This is a genomic window from Acrocarpospora sp. B8E8 (genome assembly GCF_039871605.1).
GTDB lineage: Bacteria > Actinomycetota > Actinomycetes > Streptosporangiales > Streptosporangiaceae > Acrocarpospora > Acrocarpospora macrocephala.
In genome coordinates this window covers 1-20,492 of sequence record NZ_JBDPLV010000086.1, presented here as the reverse complement: position 1 = coordinate 20,492, position 20,492 = coordinate 1, and the positions used below count along the sequence as shown (strand labels likewise).

18 protein-coding genes are annotated in these 20,492 nt (G+C 69.4%); 10 read left to right on the top strand and 8 right to left on the bottom strand.

Annotated features, from left to right (window positions below):
• Positions 1 to 25: 25 nt before the first annotated feature.
• The gene (locus ABGB08_RS46960) at positions 26 to 295 is read left to right on the top strand and encodes a hypothetical protein (RefSeq protein ID WP_347604522.1); all 270 of its coding nucleotides are present in this window, start codon (positions 26 to 28) and stop codon (positions 293 to 295) included.
• 171 nt (positions 296 to 466) lie between these two features.
• Here the strand turns inward: ABGB08_RS46960 and ABGB08_RS46955 are convergent, their stop codons facing one another.
• The gene (locus tag ABGB08_RS46955) at positions 467 to 1,759 is read right to left on the bottom strand and encodes a GH1 family beta-glucosidase (protein WP_347604519.1); all 1,293 of its coding nucleotides are present in this window, start codon (positions 1,757 to 1,759) and stop codon (positions 467 to 469) included.
• A 67-nt stretch (positions 1,760 to 1,826) separates the two neighbouring features.
• Here ABGB08_RS46955 and ABGB08_RS46950 point away from each other — a divergent pair, with 67 nt between their 5' ends.
• From ABGB08_RS46950 to ABGB08_RS46940, 3 genes are all read left to right on the top strand, one after another.
• Positions 1,827 to 2,480, top strand: coding sequence for a TetR family transcriptional regulator (locus ABGB08_RS46950; protein WP_155356278.1), 654 nt, complete (start codon positions 1,827 to 1,829; stop codon positions 2,478 to 2,480).
• A gap of 199 nt (positions 2,481 to 2,679) precedes the next feature.
• The gene (locus tag ABGB08_RS46945) at positions 2,680 to 3,057 is read left to right on the top strand and encodes a MerR family transcriptional regulator (RefSeq protein ID WP_155356277.1); all 378 of its coding nucleotides are present in this window, start codon (positions 2,680 to 2,682) and stop codon (positions 3,055 to 3,057) included.
• 81 nt (positions 3,058 to 3,138) lie between these two features.
• The gene (locus ABGB08_RS46940) at positions 3,139 to 4,557 is read left to right on the top strand and encodes a penicillin-binding protein 2 (RefSeq protein WP_347604515.1); all 1,419 of its coding nucleotides are present in this window, start codon (positions 3,139 to 3,141) and stop codon (positions 4,555 to 4,557) included.
• Positions 4,558 to 4,656: 99 nt separating this feature from the next.
• Here ABGB08_RS46940 and ABGB08_RS46935 read toward each other — a convergent pair whose 3' ends face one another.
• Entirely contained in the window at positions 4,657 to 6,594 is a 1,938-nt protein-coding gene (locus tag ABGB08_RS46935) for an ABC transporter ATP-binding protein (RefSeq protein WP_347604512.1), read from the bottom strand.
• 179 nt (positions 6,595 to 6,773) lie between these two features.
• On the opposite strand from ABGB08_RS46935, the gene ABGB08_RS46930 reads away from it, so the two are divergent.
• The 5 genes from ABGB08_RS46930 to ABGB08_RS46910 all read left to right on the top strand — a co-directional run bounded on the left by ABGB08_RS46930 (position 6,774) and on the right by ABGB08_RS46910 (position 13,557).
• Positions 6,774 to 9,179: a LuxR C-terminal-related transcriptional regulator gene (locus ABGB08_RS46930; RefSeq protein WP_347604509.1), complete on the top strand. Its 2,406-nt coding sequence runs from the start codon at positions 6,774 to 6,776 to the stop codon at positions 9,177 to 9,179.
• A gap of 446 nt (positions 9,180 to 9,625) precedes the next feature.
• Positions 9,626 to 10,408, top strand: coding sequence for an AMP-binding protein (locus ABGB08_RS46925; RefSeq protein ID WP_347604506.1), 783 nt, complete (start codon positions 9,626 to 9,628; stop codon positions 10,406 to 10,408).
• Positions 10,409 to 10,525: 117 nt separating this feature from the next.
• Positions 10,526 to 11,812 (top strand): ABC transporter substrate-binding protein, encoded by a 1,287-nt coding sequence (locus ABGB08_RS46920; protein WP_347604503.1) that lies wholly within the window; start codon positions 10,526 to 10,528, stop codon positions 11,810 to 11,812.
• Positions 11,813 to 11,863: 51 nt separating this feature from the next.
• On the top strand, positions 11,864 to 12,751 hold the full coding sequence (locus ABGB08_RS46915; protein ID WP_347604500.1) for a sugar ABC transporter permease: 888 nt from the start codon (positions 11,864 to 11,866) through the stop codon (positions 12,749 to 12,751).
• Positions 12,748 to 13,557 (top strand): carbohydrate ABC transporter permease, encoded by an 810-nt coding sequence (locus tag ABGB08_RS46910; protein ID WP_347604498.1) that lies wholly within the window; start codon positions 12,748 to 12,750, stop codon positions 13,555 to 13,557. The genes ABGB08_RS46915 and ABGB08_RS46910 overlap by 4 nt, the downstream gene beginning before the upstream one ends.
• Here ABGB08_RS46910 and ABGB08_RS46905 read toward each other — a convergent pair.
• From ABGB08_RS46905 to ABGB08_RS46890, 4 genes are all read right to left on the bottom strand, one after another.
• Positions 13,547 to 14,227: a hypothetical protein gene (locus ABGB08_RS46905; RefSeq protein WP_347604495.1), complete on the bottom strand. Its 681-nt coding sequence runs from the start codon at positions 14,225 to 14,227 to the stop codon at positions 13,547 to 13,549. The genes ABGB08_RS46910 and ABGB08_RS46905 overlap by 11 nt on opposite strands.
• A 35-nt stretch (positions 14,228 to 14,262) precedes the next feature.
• On the bottom strand, positions 14,263 to 14,790 hold the full coding sequence (locus tag ABGB08_RS46900) for an NUDIX hydrolase (protein ID WP_347604492.1): 528 nt from the start codon (positions 14,788 to 14,790) through the stop codon (positions 14,263 to 14,265).
• Positions 14,729 to 15,778, bottom strand: a complete 1,050-nt coding sequence (locus tag ABGB08_RS46895; protein ID WP_347604489.1) for a hypothetical protein — start codon at positions 15,776 to 15,778, stop codon at positions 14,729 to 14,731. The genes ABGB08_RS46900 and ABGB08_RS46895 overlap by 62 nt, the downstream gene beginning before the upstream one ends.
• Before the next feature lie 265 nt (positions 15,779 to 16,043).
• On the bottom strand, positions 16,044 to 17,042 hold the full coding sequence (locus tag ABGB08_RS46890) for a winged helix-turn-helix domain-containing protein (protein ID WP_347604487.1): 999 nt from the start codon (positions 17,040 to 17,042) through the stop codon (positions 16,044 to 16,046).
• Positions 17,043 to 17,121: 79 nt separating this feature from the next.
• On the opposite strand from ABGB08_RS46890, the gene ABGB08_RS46885 reads away from it, so the two are divergent.
• Positions 17,122 to 18,552, top strand: coding sequence for an MFS transporter (locus tag ABGB08_RS46885; RefSeq protein ID WP_347604484.1), 1,431 nt, complete (start codon positions 17,122 to 17,124; stop codon positions 18,550 to 18,552).
• On the opposite strand, the gene ABGB08_RS46880 is transcribed toward ABGB08_RS46885, so the two are convergent.
• Both ABGB08_RS46880 and ABGB08_RS46875 read right to left on the bottom strand, forming a co-directional pair.
• Positions 18,549 to 19,541, bottom strand: a complete 993-nt coding sequence (locus ABGB08_RS46880; protein ID WP_347604481.1) for a LacI family DNA-binding transcriptional regulator — start codon at positions 19,539 to 19,541, stop codon at positions 18,549 to 18,551. The genes ABGB08_RS46885 and ABGB08_RS46880 overlap by 4 nt on opposite strands.
• A gap of 32 nt (positions 19,542 to 19,573) precedes the next feature.
• Positions 19,574 to 20,353, bottom strand: coding sequence for an IclR family transcriptional regulator (locus ABGB08_RS46875; protein ID WP_155356267.1), 780 nt, complete (start codon positions 20,351 to 20,353; stop codon positions 19,574 to 19,576).
• Between the last annotated feature and the right edge of the window lie 139 nt (positions 20,354 to 20,492).

The following is a 20,492-nucleotide window of genomic DNA, read 5'->3' as shown; positions in this document are numbered from 1 at the left end:
CGTTATGGCCCCTGAACCACAGGATATGGCGCTCAACCCCCGTAGAGAGGAATTGCTGCGAGCGCTGGCGAGGGTGCGCATGTACGCGGCTGGGCTGGAGGCGGCCCTGGATCCGGCACATGCGGCGTTCACCGGCAAGGCGGTCTGGGTGGGCCCGGTGGCGCGGGACTTCACCGCGGAGCTGACCGGGCGCCGGGCGCGGCTAAGGGTGCTCACCCAGCGGATCGTCGAAGACCTGGAGAATGAGCTGCGGTCCACGCCCGAGAGGGTGGCACGGCCCTCGGCCGCGTGGTGAGGGCCGCCGACCCGTGCACCTGCAACCGCGCCGCGCTCACGCAAATGCCTAACGGGACAGTAGGGCGATCAATGCCTATCGGGGACGATAAGGCGATTAAATGCCGAACGGGGACGGTAGGGCGATTCCCATGCGTTCGCAAGACGTTCGCGCGGCTGTGCCTGGGCGCGCTCAGAAGGGATTCTGGCCGGTGAGTATTTGGCTCCGGAACCCGTGGTAGGAGGCCTTCGGAGTTCGGACCTGGGTGTCGAAGTCCACGTGCACCAGGCCGAAACGCTGGTGGTAGCCCTCGGCCCACTCGAAATTGTCCAGTAGCGACCAGGCGAAATAGCCGCGAACGTCGACGCCCTCGGTTTGGGCCTGGCTCAGGGCTTTCAGGTGGTCGGTCAGGTAGTCGATGCGGAACTGGTCGTCCAGGCCGTCGTGGGAGCAGCCGTTCTCGGTGATGTAGACGGGCGGGAGGGTGTCGTAGCGCGCCCTGAGGGAGACCAGGAGTTCGCGCAGGCCGTCGGGAACGACCGGCCAGCCGAAGGCGGTGGTGGGGTAGCCGGTGATCCCGGCGTCGTCGAACGGCAGGATGTCGGTGCTGGGGGCGGCGATCCGGGTGGGGTTGTAGTAGTTGATCCCGAGTCCGTCGAGGGGCTGCGCGATCGTTTCCAGGTCGCCGGGGCGCACGCCGGGCATCTCGTCGATCGCGAATGCCGACATGTCGGGGTATGTGCCGGTGAGGAGGGGATCGTTGAAGAGCCGGTTGTGCAGCACGTCGTACGCGTCGGCGGCGGCCACGTCCTCGGGCGCGTCCGAGGACGCCCACACCGGCGTGCAGTTGTTGGTGATCAGCACCTGCTCGGCTCCGGCCGCCCGCAGGGCCTGTACGGCCAGCCCGTGCCCGAGCAGCTGATGATGGGCGACCGGCAGGGCCTCAAGAAACAGCGTCTTCCCCGGCGCGTGCGTCCCCAGCGCGTACCCATACACCATGTGCACGAACGGCTCGTTCAACGTGATCCACAGCTTGACCCGATCACCCAACCGCTCCGCCACAATCGCCGCATAATCCGCGAAATATCCGGAAATATCGCGGTTCATCCAGCCGCCTTCGTCCTCCAGGGCCTGCGGCAGATCCCAGTGGAACAGCGTCAACGCCGGCGCGATCCCCTTCGCGCACAGCCCGTCCACCAGCCGATCGTAGAAATCCAGGCCCTTGGCGTTCACCGCCCCCCGCCCGTACGGCAGGACCCGGGACCACGCCACCGAGAACCGGTACGCGTTGACCCCCAGCGCCGCCATCAACTCGACGTCCTCGGCCCACCGATGGTAGTGATCACAGGCCACGTCGCCGGTGTGCCCATCCCGCACCCGCCCGGGCTCATGCGCGAAGGTGTCCCAGATCGAGGGGCCGCGCCCGTCCTCGGCGACCGCCCCTTCGATCTGGTAGGCGGCGGTAGCCGTACCCCACAGGAACATCGGGCCTCCTGATGCGAGTGCAACTCATGTTAACCCGACCGCAATCGAACAGGTAGAGAATGGAGCAATGACAAACGCCGCCGCCGGGACGCTGCGTCGTCGCCCGGCCCAGCGCCGCAGCCTGGAACGCGTCGAGCGCATGCTCGACGAGTGCGCCCTGCTCCTGGACGAGGTGGGGTATGAGGCGCTCACGACCAAGGAGGTCGCCCGGCGTGCCGAGGTTCCCATCGGCACCTTCTACCAGTTCTTCCCGGACAAGCAAGGCCTGGTCCGGGCGCTCGCGCTGCGCAATCTGGACGCGTTCCTGAACCGGATGGCGACCCGGCTCGGCGCGACCGCCCCCGGCGACTGGACCGAGGCCGTCGACCTGGGCATCGACGAGTTCATCCGGATGAAGCGCACCATGCCCGGCTTCGGCGTGGTCGACTTCGGCGAAGTGCTGGCCGCTCCCGGCGGCCCGGCGCTGCCCGGCACCCAGCGCATGCTCGACGCGGCCCTGGAGAACAACGTCGTCGTCGCCGACCGGCTGCGCGCTCTCGTAATCGACCTTCTCGGCGCGCCCGGCAGCGACGCGCTGGCCCGCGCCCTCGTGGTGGCCGTGGAAGCCGCCGACGCCGTGCTCAAACTGGCTTTCCGCGTGCATCCCGACGGCGACCCCGAACTGATCGCGGAGTGTAAGCGGCTGGTTCGCCGCTATCTGTCCGACCATCTCGCCGGGTAGCGCGGCGCGGCAGGGTGCTGTACTCGTCGCGGACCCAGAGCGGGAGCAGCGCGGGAGTGCTGAACCAGCCGGGACGGACGGTTGGGTAGTTCGTCATGGGCCCACTCTGCGAGCTGGAGCGCGCTCCAGGGCAAGCCCGCATTCCCGGCCGAGGTGGGCGTCTTGACCTGGAGCACACTCCAGGTGCCAGGATCGGGGTATGGCCGTATTCACACCTGGGCAGGTTTCCGAGGAGACCGGCTTCAGCCTGGACACCCTCCGCTACTACGAGCGCATCGGGCTGCTCGGCAACGTCGGGCGCAACGCCGCCGGGCAGCGCCGCTTCACCGACGGTGACGTCGGCTGGCTGAACATGATCCGCTGCCTGCGCGACACCGGCATGCCGATCGCCGAGATGCTCCGCTTCGCCGAGCTCGTACGGCAAGGCGACCACACCATCCGCGACCGGATCGAACTGCTCGAAGCCCACGACGATGGCGTCGAGCAGCAGATCGCCACCCTGCGCCGGCGGCAGGGCGCGATCCAGCACAAGATCCAGTATTACAAGGACGTCATGGCCATCCCGCAAGGCGTCTAACCGCGCTTTGCCCCGCGCGGGGACGGGCTTTCCCGGCCGCCTGTTACACCAGAACGTGTGGCAGGACCTCGCGCCAGACGTATGAACATCCCGCTGCGACGGGTCGCCGCCGTCAGCGGGGCGATGCTGTTCGCCCTGCTCGCGAACGCCAGCTACATCCAGATCTTCCAGGTCGCCGCGCTGGAGGCGGACGTGCGCAACCAGCGCGTGATGCTCGCCAAGTTCAACACCTCCCGGGGCGACCTGCTGCTCCGCGACGGCACCGTGCTCGCCACCAGTAAGGAAGTCCGCAGCCGGTATCGCTACCAGCGCGTCTATCCGGAAGGCCCGCTGTATTCGGCGGTCACCGGCTTCGTCTCGCTCTACCGGGACGCCGGCGTCGAGCAGGCCGAGGACCAGGCCCTGTCCGGCAACGACCCCAGGGTCAAAGTCCGCACCCTGCTCAAGGACACCGCCCGGGGCGCGTCGGTGACGCTCACCATCGACGCCCGCGCCCAGCGCGCCGCCTACGAGGGCCTGCGCGCCACCGGCAAACACGGCGCCGTCGTAGCCGTGGACCCGGCCACGGGCGCCATCCTGGCCATGACCTCCTTCCCCGCGTACGACCCGAATGACTTCGCCACCTTCGACCCCGAGCAGCTGGCCAGGATCGACAAGGAGCTGCAGGCCGACCCGGCCAAACCCCTGCTCAACCGGGCGACCAGCCAGAACTACCCGCCGGGCTCCGCGTTCAAGGTGGTCACCGCCGCCGCGGCGCTGGACTCCGGGAAGTACGCGCCGGGCACCCCGATCACCGCGCCGCCCCGGCTCAAGCTGCCCGGGACCAGCGTCTTCCTCGGCAACGCGGGCGGCGGGGGCTGCGGGAACGGCTCACCGCCGCTGGCCCAGGCCTTCCAGATGTCGTGCAACACGGCGTTCGCCACGCTCGGCCTGGTGCTCGGCCAGGACGCGCTGCGCCGCCAGGCCACCGCGTTCGGGTTCGGCGACGAGAGCCTCACCGTGCCGCTCGCGGTGGTGGCCAGCCGGTATCCGGAGCGCATGGACCGGGCGCAGACCGCGATGTCGGCCATCGGCCAGTTCGACGACCGGGTGACGCCGCTGGAGCTCGCGCTCATCTCGGCGGCGGTGGCCAACGACGGCGTGCTGATGCGGCCCTATCTGGTGGACGAGATCCGGCTGACGGACGGCACGATGGTGAGCATGACCGATCCGGAGGAATACCGCGAGGCCATGCCAGGGCGGGTGGCCGAGCAGCTCACCGAGATGATGGTCAGCGTCACCCAGCCCGGCGGGACCGGGACCGCCGCCGCCATCCCCGGCGTCGAGGTGGCCGCCAAGACCGGCACGGCCGAGAACGACGGCTCCGACCACGCGGTCTTCACCGCCTTCGCTCCCGCCTCGCGGCCCCGGGTGGCGGTCGGAGTGCTGGTCGAGCACGGCGGCTTCGGCGGCGAGGTGGCCGCTCCAATCGCGAAGGCGGTCATCGAAGCTCTGCTATAGCACAGCGCGGCTGGTCGGTGCCCGGCCTGGCCGCCTCGCCTTTCTTGATCCCGATCGGACCCGGGGCCGCGTCCATGCGGCTGTCTACGGGGTTAATGGTCAGCGGCTGTAGGCGCGGGCCTGCAGGTTGTACAGATCCGCATATATGCCGTCACCGCCGACGAGTTCGTCGTGGGTGCCCTGCTCGACCACGAGGCCGTGGTCCAGCACGTAGATCCGGTCGGCGTGCCGGACGCTGGCCAGCCGGTGGGTGATGAGCAGCACGGTCCGGCCGTCCGAATGTTGCCGGATGCGGTCGAACAGGGCGTGCTCGGCGCGGGCGTCCAGCGCGGCGGTTGGCTCGTCGCAGATCAGCAGCGGCGCGTCCCGGTAGAAGCCGCGGGCCACCGCGATCCGCTGCCACTGCCCGCCGGACAGCTCCTGGCCGCCGGAGAACCTGCGGTCCAGCAGGGTCTGATAGCCGTTCGGCAGTTCGGCGATCACCTCGTCCGCCCCAGCCACCCCGGCCGCCCGGATCACCGCGTCCTCGCCCTTCTCCAGGCCCATGGTGATGTTGTGCCGGGCGGTCAGCGGCCACCGGGTGTGGTCCTGGGCGATCACCGCGATGTTGCTCCGGAGCAGGTGCGGTTCCACCTCGGCCAGGTCGGTGCCGTCCCAGAGCACCCGGCCGCCGGCCGGCGCGTACAACCCCGCGAGGATCTTGGACAGGGTGGTCTTGCCGGAGCCGTTCTCGCCGACCAGCGCGACCACCTCGCCCCGGTCGATGTGGATCGACACCCCGGCCAGCGCGGGGGTGTCCTTGCCCGGGTAGGTGAAGGTGACGTCGTCCACGGTGATCCGGTCGAACCCGGCCGGGGGCCGCCCCCGCTCCGCTTCCGGCGCCGACTCGTTGGCCTCGCAGAAGTCGATGAAGTCAGTGAAGTAGAGGCCGTTCTCGTAGAGCCGGTTGACCGCGTAGAGCAGGTTGGTGAGCGAGCCCTGGCCGGAGCGCACGGCCAGCACCGCCGTGCCCGCGATGGCGAGGGGGACCGCGCCGGTGGCCAGCAGCAGGCCGAGCGCGACGTAGACCAGCGCGGCGCCCACCCCGCCGAGCGCCTCGCCGATCAGCCGGGCCATCGTCTGCCGCCGGGCCAGCTGGACCATGACGTTCTGCTCGGTCCTGGCGACCAGGTCGTAGACCCGCAGCAGGAAGCCCCGCATGGTGAAGGAGCGCACCTCGGCGGCGGTGTTCCGGTCGGCCAGCAGCTCGCTGATGATCCACTTGCGGCGGAAGGTGGGGAGCAGGGACAACATTGTGGCGTACCGCATCCGGGCCGCGCGGACGGTGGCCCACGCGTCCGGCAGGACCGCGATCACCAGCAGCGGCAGCAGGATCGGGTGCAGCACGCCGAGCACGCCGCCCGCGGCGATCAGGCTGATCCCGGCGGTCAGCACGTCGATGGCGGAGCCGACCACCATGTCGGCCGAGCTCACCCCGCGGGATCTGGCCCGCTGCAGCGTGTCGTGGAAGTCGGGGTCGTCGAACCTGATCAGCTCGACCTTGCTGGTCAGCCCGTACAACCGTTCTTGGGCGATGCGGTCGACCTGGGGTTCCAGGCGAGCCTGGGCCCAGCCGGCGCCCGCCTGGAGCAGCGTGCGCAGCACGGCCGCCACGCCCACCAGGAGCAGGCTGGGCAGCGCGGCGCGCACCCGGTCGGGGGTGGGGCCCGCCGTGAACAGGGCCTCAAGCACGCCGGTGGTGGCCAGCAGGCCGAACGCGGTGAACACGCCCGCGAGCAGGTTGAGCACCACGGTCGCGACCGTGTCGCGCGGGCTGGCCTGCCACGCCATCCGGACCGCCTGCCCGATCAGCGCGGGCAGTCGCCTGGCGATCGTGACGAATCCGACGCCGCTCATGGTGTCGTCGTGGGCGTGCCAGTTGTGGGTGGTCAGATCGGAGAAGTCCGGCAGATCGTCTATCCTGCCCTCGTCCGGCCCCGAATCCCGATCGGATTCGGGGTCCCGTTCCCGGTTCTCTTCGAGGGGGGCGGTGGCCATGCCGCCAGTGTGGCTGCCGCCACTGACAATTCGCCATCGCATTTCCGGCCGATCCTGGTGGCGGTCGAGGAATGAAACTCGGTTGCGTCTGGGCAGCTTCCCGTAGTTGGTGTAACACTTCCTGTGACGGATGCAGCCGGCGACCCCGAGGGCCGATGACTCAGACTTCACGCGCGCGCGTGGGAAATCTTCCGCTGGAGCCGAACGCCTTCGTCGGCCGTGAGCCCGACGTGGCGGAGCTGGTCCAGCTGATCACGGCCACCCGGGTGGTGACCTTGAGCGGCATGGGCGGGATCGGCAAGAGCAGGCTGGCCCTGCGGGTCGCCGCCGAACTCGCCGGCGACCTGCCGGACGGCGCCTGGCTGGTGGAGTTCCCCGAGGGCACCCCGCCGGACGAGGTGGTCCGCAGGACCGCCACGATCCTGCGGGTCGAGGGGGAGCCGCGCCGGTCGCTGCGGGACACCGTGGCCGAGGTGCTGGCCGGGCGGAGGATGCTGCTCCTGCTGGACAACTGCGAGACCGTGGTCGAGGAGTGCGCCCGGCTGGTCCGGCGGCTGACCGAGGCCTGCCCCGAGGTGCGGGTGCTGGCCACCAGCCGGGAGCCGCTGCGGGTGCCCGGCGAGACCGTCTGGCGGGTGCCGCCGCTGATGTTGCCCGCTTCGCCGGAGCCGGCCGACGTGCGCGACTCGGAGGCCGGGCGGCTGTTTCTGACCAGGGCCGCCGCCGCGGCCCCCGGGTTCGCGCTGACCGAGGCCAACGCCGCCGTGGTGGCCCGGCTCTGCCGCGACCTGGACGGCCTGCCGCTGGCCCTGGAACTCGCCGCCGGAATGACCCGGGTGTTGTCGATGCCGCAGCTGGTCTCCCGGCTCGGGGACCGGTTCCACCTGCTGGCGGCGGGGGACAGGACCGCGCCGCCGCGCCAGCGCACCCTGCGGGCCACGGTGGACTGGAGCTACCGGCTGCTGTCGGACCCCGAACGCCTGCTGTTACGCCGGGCCACCGTGTTCCGGGCGGGCTGGACCCTCGACATGGCCGAGCGGATCTGCTCGGGGGACGGCCTGCGGCCGCACGACGTGCTGACCCATCTGACCGCCCTGGTGGACAAGTCCCTGGTCGTGGTGGACGGCGAGCTCGCCGGTGAGGCCCGCTACCGCCTGCTCGACACCATCAGGCAGTACGCGACCGAGCAGCTCGACGCGGCCGGCGAGGAGCAGGACGTGCGCCGCCGCCACCGGGACTACTTCTGCCACCTCGGCAGGGACTGGGAGACCGCCACTCTCGGCGTGCCCTGGCCCGATCTAAAACGCCGGGTGGACCGGCTGGAGCGGCTCCAGGGGGATCTGCGCGGCGCGGTCGAATGGTCGGTCGCGGCCGGTGACACCGATCCCATGCTCCAGGCCCTGGTCGAGATGCGCTGGGCGCTGATCGGCGCGGGCCGGTACCAGACCCAGCTGATCTCCTGGCTGGACCGGCTGCTCGCGCTCGCCTCCCCGGAGCTGCCCGCGGCCACCCGCGGCCGGGTGCTGCTCCTGGCCGCCAACCTGGCGGTCAACTCCGGCGACCTGGCCGGGGCCAGGAGCCGGGCGTTACGCGGGGTGGAGCTGTGCCGGAGCGGCGGTCACCGGGGCGGGGAGGCGCTGGGCCTGATGGTGCTGGCCGTCACCGACCAGGACGACCCGGACGCGCCGGAGAAGCGGCTCGACCAGGCGGTGACCATCGGCGTCGAGATCGGCGAGCGGCTGCTGGAGGCGGAGGCGTACGGCTTCCGCGCCTTCCTGGCGCTGGGGCAGGGCAGGATCAGGGAGGCCCAGCGGGCCAGCGAGCGGGTGGTCGAGCTCACCACCGCGCTGGACAATCACCTGGGCATGGTGATCGGCCTGACCGGCCTGGCCCAGGCCGCCCGCAAGCGCGGCGACCTGGCCGCCGCCCGCCGGCACTTCACCCGCGCCATGGAGCTGCTGCGCGGGTTCGACGCCCGGCAGTCGCTGATCAGCTGCCTGGCCGGGCTCGGCACGGTGGCGCTGGAGAGCGGCGACCTGGCGGAGGCCCGCCAACGTTTCGACGAGGCGCTGCGGCTCGGCCGGGACGCCGGGCTGCGGATGGAGACCGCCAGGCGGCTGGCCGGCTTCGCCCTGCTGTCGGCCCGCGAGGGCGACCCGCGCCGCGCGGTCCTGCTGGCCGCCGCGTCCTCCGCCCAGCGTCCTGCCGCCGGATCCCGGCTGGAGAACGTGCTGGCGCCCGCCAGGGACGTGCTCGGCGAGGCCACGGTGGCCGCCCTCTGGGCCGAAGGGCTCGGCCTCACCCTCGACCAGGCGGTCCGGCTGGCGCTGGAAGAGGCCGTGCCGGCGGCCCGGCCGGTGGTCCAGCCCGCCGCGCTCACTCCCCAGAGCACGCTCACCGCCCGCGAGCAGGAGATCGCCGAGCTGATCGCCCGCGGCCTGAGCAACCGGGCCATCGCCGACGAACTGGTGATCAGCCAGGCCACCGTGGCCCGCCACGTCGCCAACATCCTGGCCAAGCTCGGCTTCGCCTCACGCACCCAGGTGGCGACGTGGGTCGTCGAGCATGCCCGCCCGGATGTGTAGACCGCGCCGAGAGTCCGCCTACACATGATCAGCTGGTGCGAATACACCATCGAGTGGACATTCGTGTGGATGTGACCGCCAGGCCCGCCGCCTAGTTTTGCGGTGTGACCGGCCGGGGGGAAGCGACATCAGGCCGGTACGCAGGCGGATGCCTTCCGGTCCGGCTGAGGGCATCTGGACACGCCGCGTGCCTCATCCAGTCGGCCGAGGTCACCTCGGAGGGGTGGAGACCCGGGCCGAGGGGCACGCGGCCGCGGGCCCGGGTCGCGCAGGACCCGGGTCCGCCCGAACAGAGAGGCCGCGGGCCCGGGTCGCGCAGGGCCCGGGTCGCGCAGGGCCCGGGTCGCGCAGGGCCCGGGTCCGCCTGAACGGAGAGACGGCTTACACATGCGACTACATACATATGCGGATCCGCGAACCGGCCGCCGGGCCGTACCGTCCTGAGCATGGAGTCGACGACTCAGCCGCTGGTCACCCAGGCGGTGTTCGGTGGCGCGCACGAGCGGGGGGATCGTCCGGCGCTGGTCGATCTGAGCGACGGCGCGGTGCTCAGCTACCGCGCGCTCGCCAGCACGGTCGTCGGGGCGGCGGCCGGGCTGGTACGGCGCGGGGCCAGGGTCGGCCAGGTCGTGGGCGTGCTGGTGGACGGGGTGGCCACCCAGCTGACCGCGCTGCACACGGTGATCGCGGCCGGCGGCGTGGCGCTCCCGCTCTGCGTGGCCGACGCGGCGGCGCTGCTGCGCTGGGACGCCCGGCTGCTGTTCACCACCCAGAAGCTGGCGCCCGCCGCGGTGGAGGCCGCCGATCATTCGCGGGTGCGCCAGGTGGTCTCCTTCGGCCCGGCGGTGGACACGATCGAGTTCGGCGCGCTGCTCGCCCTCGAACCGGTCCCGCTGCCCCGGATCCGCCCGACCGCGGGCGCGGTCCTGCTCACCGAGGAGGACCGGCTCACCCACGAGGCGTTCCTGGACGGGATGGACCGGCTGGACGACGGCGTCGGCCTGGTCGGCTCCGACGTCGTGCTGGTCACCTGGCCGCCCGGGCCCGACGCCGAGCTCGCGCTGCTGGCCAGCCTCGCCTTCAGCCGGGGCGCGCTGGTGGTGGCCCGCCCCGGCCTGGCCTCGGTGGAACTGCCCGGCGCGCTGGACGATTTCGGGGTAACTGTCACCGCCCTGGTGGACGAGTGCGAATGCCGCGTGATGCGCCGGGTCGGAGAGCGCTCTATATAGAGACGTTATCCGCACATACCTTGACGCGGGATGGTGAAGGGTGGGTTGATTGGCGTCTTGACAACGTTGTCAGTCGGGGATGACATGACCGTTTCACTACCCCGAAAGGATGTTGCGATGAGACGACGGTGGATGGCGGCCCTCGCGGTTTCCTTGACCGGACTGCTGACCTTGACCGCCTGCGGGAGCGGGGAGAGCGCCGGGACCGGCGGTGGGGACACTCCGGACGCCAAGGTCGAGGTCTTCTCCTGGTGGACGGGCCCCGGTGAGGCGGACGGCCTCAAGGCGATGCGGGCCATCTTCGAGCGGGAGAACCCCGGCCAGCAGTTCGTGGACGCGGCCGTGGCGGGCGGCTCGGGCGACCAGGCCCGCGCTCTGCTGGCCAGCAAGCTCAACGCCAACCAGCCCCCGGACACCTTCCAGGGCCACGCCGGAGCCGAGCTGCAGGGCTACATCAAGGCGGGCAAGCTGGAGTCGCTGAACTTCCTCTACGACGAGCTCAAGCTGAAGGACGTCTTCCCGCAGCAGCTGATCGACCAGATCTCGGTGCAGGGCCAGATCTACTCGGTGCCGGTGAACATCCACCGCTCCAACGTGCTCTGGTTCAACCCGGCGGTGCTCCAGGAGGCCGGGATCACCAGCCCGCCGGCCACGATCCCCGCGTTCATCGCCGACCTGGAGAAGGTCAAGGCGGCAGGGAAGATCCCGCTGTCCATCGGCTCGCAGTGGACCGTGGTGCACCTGCTGGAGAGCGTGCTGCTCGGCTCGCTCGGGACCGACGCCTACAACCAGCTGTGGAGCGCGCAGGCCGACTGGTCCGGCGCGAACGTGACCAAGGCGCTGACCGACTTCAAGACCATCCTGTCCTACGCGGGCACCCCGGTGGAGGACTGGCAGCCCGCCGCCAAGCAGGTCGCGGACGGCCAGGCCGCCTTCAACATCATGGGCGACTGGGCCTACGGCTACTTCCACAACCCGCCGGACGGCGGCCTCGGCAAGGTCTCCAAGACCGACTTCGACTGGGCCCCCGCGCCCGGCACCGACGGCACCTTCATGTGGCTGTCGGACAGCTTCACCCTGCCCAAGGGCGCGCCGAACCGCGACGGCGCGGTGGCGTGGCTGAAGGTGGCGGCCGGCAAGGAGGGCCAGGACGCGTTCAACCCGCTGAAGGGCTCCATCCCCGCCCGCAAGGACGCCGACAAGTCCCTCTACAAGGACTACCTGGAGTGGGACCTGGCCCAGTGGGCGAGCAACAAGCTGGCCGGTTCGATCCAGCACGGTGTGGTCGCCAACGACGCCTGGCGCGCCGCGATCAACGACGCGGTCGGCCTGTTCCAGCAGGATTCCGACGTCGCCAAGTTCCAGCAGTCCCTCGCCGACGCCGCCAAGAACAGCGGCCAGTGATCTGACACCTGGGGGTACGGCACCCGCCGTACCCCCACGGAAAGGACAAATGTGACGAGGGTCCGCAGGTGGCTGCCCGGCTTGCTGCTGGTGTCACCGTCGATCATCGCCATCGCGGTTTTCGTGTACGGCATGCTGGGCTGGAACTTCAAAGTCGCCCTGACCGACCAGCACGACGAGATCTCCCCGGGGAGTTTCGTCGGCCTGGAGAACTTCACCGGCATCTGGGCCGAGGAACGCTGGGGCCTCTCGGTCCGGCACGCCATCGTCTTCACGGTCGTCTTCGTGGTCGGCGCGCTGGTGCTCGGCTGGTTTCTGGCGTTCCTGATGGAGAAGGGAATCAGGGGCGAGGGCGGGTTCCGGGCGATCTACCTGTTCCCGATGGCCGTCTCGTTTATCGCCACCGGCGTGGTCTGGCGCTGGCTGCTCAACAGCGGCACCGGCGAGCGCGCGGTCGGCCTGAACGGCCTGTTCGGCTATCTGGGGCTGGATTTCCTGCAGTGGGGCTGGTTCCGCGACCAGGACTGGGGGATGGCTGCCATGGCCCTCCCCGCCGTCTGGCAGATGTCCGGATATGTCATGGCTTTGTTTCTGGCGGGGTTCCGGGGGGTGCCGGAGGAGCTGCGCGAGTCGGCGCGGGTGGACGGGTGCACCGAGTGGCAGGTCTACCGCCACATCGTGCTGCCGTTCCTGCGGCCGGTGACGCTCGCGGCGCTGATCATTCTCGGGCATATCAGCTTGAAGGTGTTCGACCTCATCGTGGCCGTGTCCGGCAAGCAGATCATCACGGACGTGCCCGCGATCTTCATGTGGACCGCCGTCTTCGACTCGCACGATCCGGCCAAGGGGGCCACCATCGCGGCCTACATCGTGCTGTCGGTGTGCGTGTTCGTCGTGCCGTACCTGATCTGGAACGCCCGCCGGGGAGATCGAACGTGACCACCAGGCATGTGCGTTTCGCACTGCTCCTGCTTTTCGTGCTGCTCTTCCTGCTGCCCGTGTACGTGCTGCTGGTCACCAGCTTCAAGCCCCTGTCGGAGGCCGACCCGAGCCAGGCGTGGAACCTGCCGCGGGTCTGGACCACCGAGGCGTGGGGGGTGGCCTGGGAGAAGCTGCAGCCCGGTATCGTCAACAGCTTCCTGCTGGCCGTGCCCGGCTCGCTCATCTCGGCCGCGCTGGGCGCGATGAATGGCTACGTCCTGTCGAAGTGGCGCTTCCCCGGTTCGGAACTCGTGTTCACGCTGTTCCTGTTCGGCATGTTCGTCCCGTACCAGGGGGTGATGATCCCGCTGGTCCAGCTCATGGTGAACCTCGGCGTGTACGGCGGCATCCCCGGCCTGGTCCTGGCCCATGTCGTGTACGGCATCCCGATCTGCACGCTGATCTTCCGCAACTACTACGTGACCATCCCGGACGAGCTCATCGAGGCGTCCCGGGTGGACGGCGCGGGCATGCTGCGGACCTTCGCCTCGATCGTGCTGCCGGTCTCGGGTCCCGCCTTCGCGGTCGTGATCATCTGGCAGTTCACCTCGATGTGGAACGACTTCCTGTTCGCGATCTTCCTGACCGGCCCGAGCTCCTGGCCGACCACGGTGATGCTCAACAACATCGCGGGCGCCCAGACCGTCCCCTACAGCCAGCAGATGGCCGCCGCGATCCTCGCCTCCATCCCCACGATGATCATCTATGTGCTGCTGGGCCGGTTCTTCATGCGCGGCCTGATGGCGGGCGCCCTCAAGGGCTGACCCGGCTGGAAGACGTGCTCCGCACCGGCTGCAGCCGGCTCATGGACAGGTGCGCCAGCGTGCCGGGGAGCCTGCTCCGCAGGTCGTACACCTGCCTGCTGGTTCCGCTGACCAGGTCGTAACAGGTGCTGAACCCTCGCGCGGCGGGCCCCTGGACGAGCACGGTGTAGGTGTGCGGGTCGACCTGGTCGACCCGATGGATCTCTTCATGACCGAGCAGCATGGTCCGCCCCTGCCGGATCACTCTGCGCTCGCGCTCCCGTAGCGGTTGGCCAGGTTCGGCGGGATTCGCGAAGGCGGACACATGCAGGGCTCCGGAGAGCACCCGCGAGCAGAAGCTGTATCGGTGGTTGTGCACCGAGGCAGCGAACCCCACCGCGTGGGCGAACACCTCAGGCGCCTTGTATTCATGCAGCCAGACGATGTAGCCGCCACGCTGGGCGCCGAGAAACCACTTGAAATGTGTGGTCCGCTCCAGCGACCGGTTGAGAATGCCATCCACCTGGTCATCAGAGCGGGAGGCCAGCCATGCGATCAACTCGTCTTCCAGGCGGCTCGACTCCAGCAACGCCCGGGCGGAATCCAAGGCCACCGCCAGTTGCTCCCGCCACGGTAACTCTTCCAACGCGGGGAAACCATTGATCGGGCATGCCCCGGCGAACAGGCTCATTTCTCAGCTCCCGAATATGCGCGATGGGCCGCACGTCAGCGGTGGCGCAGATGGTAGTCGACGGCCTTGCCCAGAACAGTGCTGGTGAAATCGTCGATGCGGACGGGCGGTCGGTGGATCTGGTGGACGGAGAGCCACAGATGGTCCATGTTCGACTTGTCCATCAGCTTCACCTGGCGGTCTTCCGCGTCGACCACGAAATTGAACTGAATATGGTGGAGAAGCTGGTCGTAATATCGACTCTCGAACCAGCACATGCCGAGGCCGTGGCGGACTCTTCCTTTAATCCCCGCTTCTTCGTAGAGTTCGCGGCAGACCGCGTCCTCCAGGCTCTCCTCCAGCGGCTGGATCTTGCCCGCGGGAATCGACCATTCCCCGGGCATGAACTTCTGGTCTTCGCTCCGCCGCAGGAGCAGCACGTGATCGTCGTGGAACGTCGCGGCGCAGACCAGGACACCGAAGACCTTGTCCTTCAGGGGGGCGATGGCCTCAGCCGCCGCGTCAGGTCGGACGGGATGCTGAATTGTCGAGGAACGCTTCGACGGATTGCGCGAAATGGGCATGAGCCGCCCTCCATTTGACCAGATCGCTGCTGGTGCAGGAACGTCCGATAAGTGCGGAAAGCTGTTGCATCAGTTCACTTTCAGTTGTCTCGCGGGTCAATCGTAGTACGGAATCTTCGAGGCTGTGGCGCCGATGAAAGTCCTGGGCGAATACCCTGAACAAGAACGTGTCGCGACCAAATTTGAGCGTTTCTGGAAATCGTTTTGTTGTGGATTCTGGGCCTTGGTACCAGGACAGATAGATCGCGTCGTCGAAGAGCTCGATCCGGGTGGCTGTTGTTTCCTGTACGAAGACGATTTCCGGGGAGCAGAAGAGGCGGCAGTCGTACAGCGCTATCACGGACATGAAGATCTCTTCTTTTATGTCCTCGATCATGGCGTCGATGGAACCGTTGTTCGAGTTCTTCTGCTCCATCCTCTCCGCGGCCCGGGCGTTGAGCACGGGCCGGCTGCGGGGATCCAGCATTATGATCTTGACGGATCGCAGACTGCCTCTGGGCGCCTTCTTCAACCTGATCGGAACGAATTTCGCGCTCGTGCCGCGAAAGGCGTAGGACGAAGATTGTTCCAGGCTCCTGCTGATATCTTTGTTGAACGCGACGACAGGATCATCGCTCGCGTCGTAGGTGGCCTGCGGCATGAACCGCCCCTCGTAGCCGGCCAGCTTTACGAAGAGTTCGGTCGACAGCTCCGAGACTTTGGCCAGCATCGACTGGGTCGCCGATTCCTGGGCCGCCAGCGATCTCGCCTGCTCGGCTCGTACATTCTCGAGCAGGATTCGCTGCTGCACGTTTCCGCTGAGCCAGGAGAACACCACAGCGAAGATCACCGAAGCGATCAGATTGAGGCCGATGGACGATAGGACCGCACTCTGGCGCAGGTCGTCGTCGAAGAGTGTGAGAGCTATCCCCACGGAGAAACACGCGACAAGTGCCAGCCAGAAGGCATAGACCTCAAGTTTCCGGCGTTCCCAGCCTGGTCCTGACATCCATGCACCCCTATGGTGTCTTACCTGCTCAGGCCAGCACAAAGCCATGATCGACTTTAATGTGATGGCGCGAGTCGGACCGCACACCCCCGAGTTGCAGTTCTAGTATGCATGAATCGAACTTCTCGTGAAAGCATTTTCTTGCTTTCTTTGCCATGGGTCAGGCCGATTCCGGGTTACTGGTCCGTTCCAAGATGTATGTGTGGTTTATCCGGCTTGAGCCGCCCGCACAAAGACCAGGTGATTGTTGTGCGGCGGATCATTGTCAGAAGGCGCCCTTGGCGGAATTCGCGGCGCCGATGGTGAGCGCGTCGCCGAGTTGAGTGCGGTGGTAACGGACGGTGCGGCCGGTGCGGGTGCCGGTGATCAGGCCGGCCGCGCGGAGGGCGGAGATATGGTCGCCGGTGGCGCCGAGGCTGAGCGTCAGGCGGGCGCAGAGTTGGGAGGTGGTGGCCGGGGTCGCCAGTTCCAGCAGGATGCGCGCCCGGGAGCGGCCGATCAGGCGGGTCAGGGCGGTGGTGCCGCCGGTGTGGGCGGGGACGGCCGTGCCCCGGGCCGGATAGACCACCGCGTAGGGCCAGGAATCCTCCAGGTAGGGGATCACCTTGGGAGAGAACGCGCTCGGGATGAAGAGCAGGCCGCGGCCGTTGAGGCGGTAGTGCTCGGGGTCGCCCCGGTGGCGGATCTCGATGGCGTCGTCGCGCCAGCCGATGCTGGGGTTCAGGTCGTCGAGCGCGGCCGCCCAGCCGTAGGTGGCCAGCCGTCCGGCCCGCTGCACCACGTCGCGTTCCAGGATGGCGTGGAAGCGCGGCCAGTCCGGGGCGAGGACCGAATACCAGGCCAGTTCCAGGGCGTCGGCGAGCGCGTTCACCACGCCCGGGCCGTTCAGGATGGCCATCACCGCGTCCGGCGGGCGGGCCACGCCGTCCAGGTTCCTGGCGATCTCGGCCCGCGCCTGGGCGAGCGGTGTCGCCCTGATGCGCTCGATCTCGGCCTCGAACCGCGCATTCACCCCGGAGGGCGGCGGCGCGACGAAGTCCGCGTTGTAGCCTCCCGCCCGCATCAGCGCGTGCAAGGCCCGCAGCTCGGGATTGGCCGCCACCAAGGGCCTGTACTGCTCTCGCGCCCGTTCCACCCAGGACCGCAGCGGCCCGGCGGGCTGCCGCCCCGACACCACCCAGAGCGCGTGCATGGTCTCCACCACCGGCGAGATCGCGAACCGGCTCGCGGCGATGTCCTGCGGGCTCACCTCGATCCGGATCATCCACCCCTACCTTTCGGATATTTCCGAAATATTAGCGAAAGAGGGTGGGACCTCCCGAGCATCTGATGCGGGAGGTGTCATGGCAGACGGTTCTTCGTCGGCTTCACGGGACTCCGAACCGGGGGAGAATGCGCCCGCCGGGGCGGTCGGGCTTGAGTCCACCCCGGAACGTGCGGCGACATTGGTTTCGCAGGGCTCTGGATCGGCGGGAAGCGTGCCCGCCAGGCCCGAATCCATCCCGGAACGTGCGGCGACATTGGTTTCGGAGGGTTCCGGATCGGCGGAGAGTGTGCCCGCCGGGTCCGAGTCCATCCCGGAACGCGCGGCGACATTTCGTGAAGTGTTCTCGGTGGCCGAGTTCCGGGTGCTGTTCGCCGGGCAGTTGCTGATGGTCCTGGGCGAATCGGTGAAGATGCTCGCCGTGTCCGTCCTGGTCTACACGCAGACCGAGTCCGCCGGGCTGTCGGCGGCCGCGTACATGATCGGGTTCTTGCCGCACGCGGTCGGTGGGGTCTTCCTGCTCTCGCTGGCCGACCGGCTGCGGCCGCGGCCGGTGATCGTGGCCGGCGAAATCTTGCGGGTCGCCGTGTGCCTGGTGCTGGCGTTCGCCGGGCTTTCGGTGTGGGCAATGTTGGCGGTGGTCCTGGTGACCAGCGTGCCCGCGTCGATCTTCGCGGCGGCCCGCAACGCGATCCTGCCCGACATGCTGGCGGGGGACGGCTTCGTGCTGGGGCGTGCGATTTTCACGATGACGGCGGCGGGCGCCCAGATCGCCGGGATGGCGGTCGGCGGTGGCGTGCTCGCCCTGATCGGGCCGAATCACGCGCTGCTGCTCACGGCGAGCCTGTCCGGTTGCGGCGCGCTGGTGCTCAGGTTCGGGCTGCGGGACCGTGCCGCCCGCGCGGTGGCCGCCACGGCCGGCGTGGTCCGCGCCAGCCTGCGGGTGAACCTGGCCCTGCTCGCCGATCGCCGGGTGCGCGGGCTGATGCTGGTCGGCTGGGTGCCGATCATGTTCATGGTGGGGGCGGAGGCGGTGTTCATTCCGTACTTCACTGAGCGGGGGACGGCGTCGGCGGCCGGGATCGTGCTGGCCGTGACCGCGGCCGGGATGGGTGTCGGGGAGTTCGTGGTCGGCCGGTTCGCGCCGCCCGCGCTGCGCGAACGGCTGACGTTGCCGCTGGTCGTGCTGCTCGGCCTGCCGCTGCTCGGGTTCCTGGCCGAGCCGGGCCCCCTCGCGGCGGCCGGGCTCGCGTTCCTGGCCGGGAGCGCGCTCTCCTACAACCTGGGGTTGCAGCGCAGGTTCGTCGAGGCGGTGCCAGGGGAGACGCTCGGGCAGGCGTTCGGCCTGTCCCAATCGGGGATGATGACCTGCCAGGCGCTGGGCGGCGTGATCGCCGGAGGCTTGGCCGAGCTGACCGGGCCCGCGCCCGCGATCGCCCTGTCCGGGGTGGCCGTCCTGCTCTCCGCGATCGCCTTGCGCAAGCACCTCTATCCCAGGGCGGTCGGTTAGAACAGGCGGAAGACGCCCTCCCCGGAGCCGCGCGTGATCAGCTGGGTCGGTAGTTCGCGCCGCTGGGCGGGCTCCCGGTTGCCGGACAGGCGGCTGAACAGCAGGTCGGCGGCGGCCTTGCCGAGACCGGCCGGGTTCTGCGCGACCACCGTGATGCCCAGCAGGTCGGCCAGGTCGAAGTCGTCGAAGCCGACCAGCGCGATCGGCCGGTTCAGGGCGCGCAGCGTGGCCACGGTCGTTCTGCCGTTGCCGGTGAACAGGGCGGTCGGCGGGTCGGGCAGGGCGAGCAGGCGTTCCACGTCGGCCAGGACCCGGGCGGGTTCCGGTGGGCCCATCGCGATCAGGGCCGGGTCGTAGGGGAGTTCTGCCTGGGTGAGGGCCTGGCGGTAGCCGTACCAGCGCTGGGTGGCGGTGAAGATGGACGGCGCGTCGGCGATGAAGCCGATCCGGCGGTGGCCGTGCGCGATCAGGTGGGCCACGCCGGAGCGGGCGCCGCCCGCGTTGTCGCAGAGCACGGTGTCCAGGTCGCGGCCGGAACCGGACGGGCGGTCGGCGAAGACGGCGGAGATGCCCGCGTCCAGTTCGGGGGTCAGGTATTCGTGGTCGTTTCCGGCCGGGACGATCACCAGGCCGTCCACCCGCCGGGCGCAGAAGGCCAGCACCAGCTCGCGTTCCCTGGCCGGATCCTCGCTGGAGGAACCCGTGAACATCAGGTAGCCGTGCCGGAGCGCGACATCCTCGACGGCCCGGCTGAGCCCGGAGTAGAACGGGTCGGCGGCGTCCTCGATGACCAGGCCGATGCTGGCCGTCCTGCCGCTGCGCAGGGTCGCGGCGCTGTCGTTGCGGCGGTAGCCGAGCCGTTCGATGGCGGCTCTGACCCGGTCGGCGGTGGCCGGGTTGACGCCCGGCTCGTCGTTGACCACGCGCGAGACCGTCTTCAGCGCGACGCCCGCTGCCGCGGCCACGTCGTTCATCGTCGGCCGTCCCACGCCCCGATCCTAACTGACAACGTTGTCACCGGTCAGGGCGTGGCCTCCCGGCTCGCGGCCGCGTGCAGGTCGGCTTCGATCCTGGCCGCGGTGGCCAGCAGCGGCGGCAGCAGGTCACGGCGGGCCGACTCCAGCGTGGTCCGGCTGGCGTGCGACGACAGGTTGACCGCGGCTATCGTGCGCCCGGCCCGGTTCCTGATCGGCGCGGCGATCGAGCGCAGGCCCTCCTCCAGTTCCTGGTCGACCATCGCCCAGCCCTGCGCGCGCACCCGGTCCAGCTCGCTCCGGAGCGCGACCGGCGAGGTGACCGTGCGCGGGGTGAGCCGCTCCAGCGGGTTGCCCGCCAGGAACGCGTCCAGCTCGGCGGGGGAGAGCCCGGCCAGCAGCACCCGCCCCATGGACGTGCAGTGCGCCGGGAACCGGGTGCCGATCGCGATGGTCACCCGCATGATCCGGGTGGTCGGCACCCGCGCCACGTAGACCACGTCGGCCTCGTCCAGCACCGACACCGAGGCCGACTCGTGCACCTCGGCGACCAGGCGCTCCAGGTGCGGCAGCGCCACCTCGGGCAGCGACAGACTGGACAGGTACGCGTACCCGAGTTCGAGCACGCGCGGCGAGAGCGAGAACAGCCGGCCGTCGGTCCTGACATAGCCCAGGTCGACGAGGGTGAGCAGGAATCGGCGCGCCGCGGCGCGGGTGAGGTCGGTCTTGCGCGCGACGTCGCTCAGCGTCAGCTCGGGCGTGACCGCGTCGAACGCGCGGATCACCGCCAGGCCGCGTGCCAGCGACTGGACGTACTCCTCAGCCATGATTCCGCAACTCTAAGACCTGCCCCGTAAGTCGGGGCAGTCCGGGGTAACAGGCATGCCGCTCCGGCGTGGTCCCTGCACCGCGAACGCGGGTCGGAGCTCATCCGGGGTTGACATGCCGCACGTTCCGGCACTTCGC